8 protein-coding genes and 1 pseudogene are annotated in these 7,489 nt (G+C 50.3%); 2 read left to right on the plus strand and 7 right to left on the minus strand.

Annotated elements, in window-relative coordinates:
- The 6 genes and pseudogenes from ACR0P9_RS05200 to rplS form a co-directional block, all read right to left on the minus strand.
- Nucleotides 1–263, minus strand: a pseudogene (locus ACR0P9_RS05200) (hypothetical protein); the annotation flags it as partial.
- Complete coding sequence (locus ACR0P9_RS05205; protein WP_432617984.1) at nt 264–617, minus strand: YraN family protein; 354 nt, start codon at nt 615–617, stop codon at nt 264–266.
- Nucleotides 614–1,243, minus strand: coding sequence for a ribonuclease HII (locus ACR0P9_RS05210; RefSeq protein ID WP_432617986.1), 630 nt, complete (start codon nt 1,241–1,243; stop codon nt 614–616). Before ACR0P9_RS05210 ends, ACR0P9_RS05205 begins: the two co-directional genes overlap by 4 nt.
- Nucleotides 1,236–2,126 (minus strand): ribosome biogenesis GTPase YlqF, encoded by an 891-nt coding sequence (gene ylqF / locus ACR0P9_RS05215; RefSeq protein ID WP_432617988.1) that lies wholly within the window; start codon nt 2,124–2,126, stop codon nt 1,236–1,238. The genes ACR0P9_RS05210 and ylqF overlap by 8 nt, the downstream gene beginning before the upstream one ends.
- Before the next feature lie 12 nt (nt 2,127–2,138).
- Complete coding sequence (lepB, locus tag ACR0P9_RS05220; RefSeq protein ID WP_432617990.1) at nt 2,139–2,705, minus strand: signal peptidase I; 567 nt, start codon at nt 2,703–2,705, stop codon at nt 2,139–2,141.
- Between the two features lie 181 nt (nt 2,706–2,886).
- Complete coding sequence (rplS, locus tag ACR0P9_RS05225) at nt 2,887–3,228, minus strand: 50S ribosomal protein L19 (protein WP_432617992.1); 342 nt, start codon at nt 3,226–3,228, stop codon at nt 2,887–2,889.
- A 308-nt stretch (nt 3,229–3,536) separates the two neighbouring features.
- Between rplS and ACR0P9_RS05230 the strand changes: the two genes are divergently transcribed.
- A complete protein-coding gene (locus ACR0P9_RS05230) occupies nt 3,537–4,847 on the plus strand; it encodes an alpha-amylase family glycosyl hydrolase (protein ID WP_432617994.1) in 1,311 nt (436 codons plus the stop codon).
- 109 nt (nt 4,848–4,956) lie between these two features.
- Nucleotides 4,957–5,547 carry a manganese efflux pump gene (locus tag ACR0P9_RS05235; RefSeq protein ID WP_432617998.1) on the plus strand — a complete coding sequence of 197 codons (591 nt, stop codon included), beginning with the start codon at nt 4,957–4,959 and terminating at the stop codon, nt 5,545–5,547.
- Here ACR0P9_RS05235 and ACR0P9_RS05240 read toward each other — a convergent pair whose 3' ends face one another.
- A complete protein-coding gene (locus tag ACR0P9_RS05240) occupies nt 5,548–7,326 on the minus strand; it encodes an ABC-F family ATP-binding cassette domain-containing protein (RefSeq protein ID WP_432617996.1) in 1,779 nt (592 codons plus the stop codon).
- Nucleotides 7,327–7,489: the final 163 nt, after the last annotated feature.

A 7,489-nucleotide genomic window follows, 5' to 3' on the forward strand; every position in this document is an offset into this window, starting at 1 on the left:
TGACGCAAACGCGAACCGCAGGCAGAAAATGCATGTTTCGCTGTGCGAAGCATCCGCGTCAATCGTTCATGCGCATCCTCCGGCGATACAACCGGTTGATAGCCGCAAAACAGGGCAAATACCTGCGCATACTGTTCCAGAGAACCAGCTCTCTGCAAATCCACATGACCGGTATTTTGAAGCAGCGTTTCTCCCGCAGGCAGTCGCTGCTCAAAATCTGTTAGGCGATATATCGTATCGCAATGAAGATCAAAATATCGCAATCAATTCACCTCAAATGCATGGGGAACATGCCGGATGCGGCACGTTCCGCGCTGTTGATTGACCAGCACTTCTATGACATCAAACCGCGGTTGTTTCGTTGTCGGATGCCGGAGCAGCCAGCACTGCGCTGTTTTCACCAATCGTTCGCGCTTTTGCGCGGTAACCGCTTCGCGCGGCGCGCCCCACGCTTCACTCGAACGGGTTTTGACCTCTACAAAAAGTAAATACTGCGCATCCGCACAGATAATATCAATTTCACCGTGTTTCCAGCGATAATTTCGCGCCAAAATGGTGTATCCATGCCGCTGCAAGAATTCAGCGGCGCGCTGTTCGCCGCGCTGTCCCGTTGTCATATGTGATTGAGAATCTTCTTTAAAAATGTTTTGCGGTGCAGCGGGCAAATGCCGTATTGTTCGATGGCAGCATAATGTGCTTTCGTGCCGTATCCCTTGTGCTTTTCAAAGCCGTATTCCGGATAGGTCTGCGCCATCTCACGCATATAGCGGTCTCGCGTGACCTTTGCGAGAATGGACGCCGCAGCAATCGACAGCACTTTGCCGTCTCCGCCGATGACGGTTTCTGCCGGAATCTCCAAGCCTTGAATGCGATTGCCATCCACCAAAGCAAAATCAGCGGGAATTTGCAGAGCCTCCACCGCGCGGCGCATGGCAAGAAACGTTGCCTGCAAGATATTGATATCGTCGATTTCCTGTTCGCTTGCCTGACCAATGCCATAGGCAAGGGCATTTTCTTTGACAAAATCAAACAAGGCTTCGCGCTTTTTTTCGGTAAGCTTCTTCGAGTCATTGACGCCCGGCAGTTCGATGCCTTCCGGCAAAATTACCGCTGCCGCGACAACAGGTCCCGCCAACGGTCCGCGTCCCGCCTCATCAATACCGCACACAGCAGCAAAACCTTTGGCGCGGATTTCGGTTTCTTTTTCCATCGTGAGGAGAACCGGCTGCTTGCTCTTAGCCATTCGCCTGCTCCTCCGTATATTCATCCGGTGTTTCCAGCGTAATACGTCCGAGCTTGCCGCCGCGATATTCATCGAGCAGAATGCGAGCCATGCGTTCGGTATCAATTTCACCGCCGGAAATCAGGAAGCCGCGTTTTCTGCCCGCACGCATCAGCAATTCATAGCCAAGAAAATCAATCTCTTCGTCCTCACTTGGCAGTTCAAACTTATATCTGTCTGTCAGCAGCTTTGGCGCATGATGGTACAAAATCTCCATGAGCTTGCAAGCCAAAGTCTCCACATCCAAGATGTTGTCTTTGACTGCACCGGTTACTGCCAGCAAGATGCCTGTACGCTCATCGTCCAGCTTCGGCCACAGAATGCCCGGTGTATCGAGCAGCTCCAAGCCGCCTTCCACACGGAACCACTGCTGACCGCGTGTAACGCCCGGCTTATCTGCCGCCTTTGCCGACTTGCGTCCGAGCACCTTGTTGATAAATGTGGACTTGCCGACATTCGGAATGCCGACAACCATAACTTTGACAGACCGGCCGGTCTGGCCCTTTTCCTTCCACTTTTCAATTTTGTCCGCCAGCAGCGTACGCACCGCCGCAGAGAACTTGGCAACGCCTGCGCCGCTCTTGGCATCCGTTGTCAAAACGGCATAGCCCTTGCTGCGATAAAATGCCGCCCACTGCTTGGTTGCTTCCGGATCCGCCAGATCCGTGCGATTCAAAATGAGAATGCGCGGCTTGTTGCCCGCGATTTCGTCCATATCCGGATTGCGGCTGACCTGCGGAATCCGCGCATCAACCACTTCACAGACCGCATCCACCTGCTTTAGGCTGACTGCCATCTGTCGGCGCGTGCGTGTCATATGACCGGGATACCACTGTATATTCATATGTTTTTCTCCTTATGATACGGTACCGATTTCATTGACCGGATAAATACGCATCAGCACCTTGCCGATGACATAGCGGGTATCCACCATGCCCAGTGCTTCACAGCGGCTGTCTGTCGAATGATTTCGGTTGTCTCCCATGACGAAGATGCATCCCTTCGGCACGGTCTGCGGAAAATCCATGTCAAAATGCGTCTGTGTTTTTTCCGCAATGTATGTTTCGTTCAAGACTTCACCGTTGACGGAAACCTCGCCGGTGTCAAAGTCAATATCCACGGTGTCGCCTTCCGTTGCAATCACGCGCTTGACAATCGGACTTGTCATAAACGAATCCTTGGTCAAAATAACAATATCGCCCTTTTCCGGCGTATAGAACAGATTGGAAACCAAAAGCTGATTGCCATTCTGCAAAGTCGGCACCATCGAAGAGCCTTCTACACCAATAATTCGGATTCCGAATACAAAAACCAGAATCACGATGGTCAAGGACAGAATCAGTGCCTCGCCCCAGTCAAACAGTTCACTGTGGAACCGTCCCTTCGGTGCTTCTTCTTCAGAAGCTTTTTTCTCTTTGCGCATCAGGTCTCATCATCCTTTCATCGGATACACATATATCTTTATATTATACCGATTCCGCCCTGAATGGCAAGTAATTTCCGGCAAAATGCCCGCAAATCTTCTATATTCCTTGAATTTTTGAAAGAAAAAGGAGAGAACAGAACTGTTCTCTCCTTGGTGGTTCCTGAATACAGGCTGAAACTTACAGCTTTTCCTGAACCTTTGCTGCCTTGCCGACTCTGCCGCGCAGGTAGTACAGCTTAGCACGGCGAACCTTACCGTTACGAACGATCTCGAACTTTGCAATGTTCGGGGAATGTACCGGGAAAGTCTTCTCAACGCCTACGCCGTAAGAAATACGTCTAACGGTTACAGACTTGTTGATGCCAGTGTGCTTGATAGCGATGATGGTACCCTCGAAAACCTGAATTCTTTCGCGGTTACCTTCCTTGATCTTCTGGTGTACCTTAACGGTAGAACCAACCTTGAGCTCCGGCAGATCGTTCTTAATCTGCTGCTCTGCGAGAACCTTAACTAAGTCCATCGTATAATCCTCCAAATCTTAGACAATCGTATCCCTTTTAAAACCTCCTGTCCGGTACTGCGCTGGATTTCTCCCTGCACAATGCTTGTGCACCGCATATCCGGTGGCCGAGCCCTTCTCAGCCGGGTGAACAGAGGATTGTCCGGTTTCAGTTAGTTATTTTAGCATGAAAATCCGCAAAATGCAAGATAAATATACAAAAAATAATGGATTATTTTGTGCATTTTTGTTGTTCATTCTCACCAAATATGATATACTATTCCTGTCATAGGAAATACATTTTCCATAACAAGGAGGTAATTGCTGTTATGTGGGCTTATGAGAGTGTTTTTTATCAGATTTATCCAATGGGCTTTTGCGGTGCGCCGTGGGAGAATGATGGAAAGACCGTGAATCGCATCGGCAAGGTCGGCGATTGGGCGGCGCATATTGCGTCTATCGGCTGCAATGCAATGTACTTTTCCCCTGTTTTTGAATCCGACAGCCACGGTTACGATACCCGCGACTTCCGGAAGATCGACTGCCGCCTCGGCACCAATGCAGATTTTGCAGAAGTCTGTGACAAACTGCACAAGGAAGGCGTCCGCGTTGTTTTGGATGGCGTATTCAATCATGTCGGCAGAGGCTTCTGGGCATTTAAAGATGTACAGGAGAAAAAGTGGGATTCCCCGTATAAAGATTGGTTCCATATCAGCTTTGACGGAAACTCCAACTACAACGATGGCTTCTGGTACGAGGGCTGGGAAGGCCATTATGAGCTGGTCAAGCTGAATCTGCGCAACGAAGCAGTGATTCAGCACATCTTTGACTGCATCCGCGGCTGGGTAGAAGAATTCGACATTGACGGTTTGCGTCTGGACGTTGCCTATTCCTTGGATCGCGATTTCATTCGTCGTCTGCGTTCGTTCTGTGATTCTCTCAAGCCGGACTTCTTCTTGGTCGGCGAAGTGATGAGCAGCGACTGTTCCCCGTTCCTCGCAGATGGTATGCTGCACTCCTGCACCAATTACGACTGCTACAAGGGTCTGTATTCCTCGTTCAATTCCATGAACATGTTCGAGATCGGTCATTCGCTGCAGCGCCAGTTTGGCCCCGAGCCGTGGACGCTGTACAAGGGCAAGCATCTGCTCTCCTTTGTTGACAACCACGATGTCACCCGCGTCGCTTCTATCTTGACCAACGAAAAGCATTTGCCGCTGATCTATGCCATGATGGTCGGTATGCCGGGCATCCCTTGCATCTATTATGGCAGCGAGTGGGGTGAAAAGGCACAGAAGCAGCAAGGTTCCGATGCCAATCTGCGTCCGTGTTTCGAGCAGCCGCAGACCAATGCACTGACTGAATGGATTGCCAAACTCGCAAAGGCAAAGAAATCCTCCAAAGCTCTGTGCTATGGCGGTTACACCATTCGCCTGATGACCAACAAGCAGATTATTTTCGAGCGTGCCTTTGAAGATGAGCGCGTCATGGTCGCTATCAATGCCGATGACCAGCCGTTCCACGCGCACTTCAATGCAGAAGCCGGTCGTGCCCGCGACCTGATTACCGGCGAAGTCCACGATTTCGGCGGCGGTTCCGAGCTCCCTCCGTACTACGCAGCGTTCTGGCAGGTATTTTAATGCTCAGCAATTCCTGTAAATAATAAATCCCCCGTTTCACCGTTTTTATGCAGGCAGCATACACTGCTCATAAGCAATCGGCTGAAAAGGGGGATTTTTCTTGGATTTTATGATTGTTGTCGCTGTGACTGCGGACGTGATGTTCGCCGCCATGGCTTGCGGAACTGCTGGCATTTGGATTCCTTGGTATTCCCGCCTGTGTATGGCAGCCGTCAGCAGTGGATTTCTCATTGTGTCTGCTGCCGGAAAGAGCGTGCTGTTTCAAGATCTTCCGCAGGACACCATTCGATGGATTGGTTTCACCGCTTTGGTTTGCATCGGATTGATGCAGATTTTCGGTGAACGCATATCTCGACAGCTTGGCAAAACAACCAGCCAAATCTTAGCACCTGTGCGTGTCGGTGCCGCTGTGTTTCTCGATCACACCCGTGCGGACAGCGATCACTCGAATGTCTTGTCTATTCCAGAGTCTATTGTACTCGCTATTCCGGTTTCCATAGACTCGCTGATTGGCGGCTTAGGCGTTTCTGCTTGCGGTTCCGCATTGATTTCCTTGCTGGGCATCGCCTTTGTGTGGAACTTTTTCGCAGTCTGGTACGGCAGATGGTTTGGCACAAAAATTCCCATTCCCAGCGAGCACGCACGTTCCATTTTCTGCGGCGCGGTTCTCATCGCACTCGGCTTTTGGAAGCTGGTGTAATCAGCCGTTTTCTTCTCGCTCTGCCATCTCCTGCAGTTCAATCCAGCGCTCTTCCTTGGCATCCAATTCACCGGATACTGCTTCAATTTGTTCAGAAAGCTCTTGCAGACGCACAAAATCGGAAGTCACCTGTGCCTGTTCGTCTTTCAATGCCGCAAGTTTATCCTCCAACTTGGCAATCTCATCGTCAATGTGTTCCAGCTCATACCGGTCTTTATAACTCATTTTGGTTTTGTTTGAGTTTTTCGGCTTTGGCTTTTCTGCTTTCTCTGTTTTCTCTATCGTCGGCCGTTCGATTTCCTTGCGCTTGCTGAGATAATCTGCATAATTGCCGAGATATTCCTCTACTTCGCCGCTCGGACGGAACTCGAAAATACGCCGCGCGATTTTATCCAAAAAGTATCGGTCATGCGATACCGTGAGAACGGCACCTTCAAACCCTTCCAGATAATTTTCCAGAATATTCAATGTTTCAATGTCCAAATCATTGGTCGGCTCGTCCAGCAGCAGAATATTCGGTGCAGACATCAAGACGCTGAGCAAATACAGTCTGCGTCTTTCGCCGCCGGAAAGGCTGCCAATCCGCGTCCACTGCTGTTCTCCGGTAAACAAAAAGGTCTCCAACATCTGAGCCGCGGACAACGTCCCGTCCGGTGTACGCACCGTCTCCGCAATATCTCGAATGAACTCGATCACCTTTTGATTTTCGTCCATATGCCCGCAGTCCTGTGCAAAGTAACCGATTTTCACGGTTTCTCCGTAGGTCACGGTACCGGCATCCGGCTGCGCCTGTCCTGCGAGAATGCGCAAAAACGTTGATTTGCCTGTGCCGTTTCGTCCAACGATACCAATGCGGTCGTCACGCGCTACCGTTAAGTCAAAATCTCGAATATACGTCTTTCCGTCCCAGCTCTTGCACAAACCGGACACTTCGATGGTCTTTTTGCCGAGGCGCGTAGAAATCGACTTCATTTCTACTTGGCTATCCTCTTCTTGTACCGTCTTGCTCGACAGCTCTTCAAATCGCTGAATGCGTCCCTTTGCCTTTGTGGTGCGCGCCTTTGCGCCGCGGCGCATCCATTCCAGCTCCCGGCGTAAAATTGTCTGTCTCTTGCGTTCTGACGCTGCTGCGCTGGCAACACGCTCCGCCTTGCGTGCAACAAAGCCCTCATAATTTTCTTCATAGAAATATAGCTTTGCATGGTCCAGCTCGCAAATGCGATTGGTCACGCGATTGAGAAAATATCGGTCATGGGTAATGATAACCAGCGCGCCTTTATATGCCTTGAGCTGCTGCTCCAGCCATGCGGCGGTTTCATTGTCGATATGGTTTGTCGGCTCGTCCAAAATCAAAATTTCGCTCGGATTAATCAGCGCGGAGCAAATCGCTACGCGCTTTTTCTGTCCACCGGAAAGCAATCGCACATCTCGGTCAAACTCCGTAATGCCAAGCTGTGTCAGCAGCATTTTGGCTTCATATGCACGTTCTTCTGCAAAATCTGTCGATGCGCCGCGAAAAACCTGCTGCAGCACGGTAACCGGTTCAGAAAAATCCGGGGACTGCGGCAGATAGCCAATGCGCGCACCGCGTGCCAACGTAATCGTTCCGGCGTCCGGCTCTTGCATTCCTGCAAGAATGCGCAAAAACGTCGATTTTCCCGTGCCATTGATACCAATAAAGCCGACCTTATCATGCTCTTCCAGCGCAAAGCTGACATCGTCGAACAACGTGTTTTCTCCCCAGCTCAGGGAAATATGTTCTGCGTTGAGTAATACCATAACATTCCTTCCTTGTAGACACAGAAACCGCCGGATTTTCATCCGGCGGCTGTGATTCTATCATCATATGTGATTTACAGACTATTGACAATATCCTTAAAGCGGTTGCCGCGCTCCATAAAGTTCTTGAAAATATCAAAGGAAGCACTTGCCGGGCTCATCA

The organism is Butyricicoccus sp. (assembly GCF_050872565.1).
Classification (GTDB): domain Bacteria; phylum Bacillota; class Clostridia; order Oscillospirales; family Butyricicoccaceae; genus Butyricicoccus_A.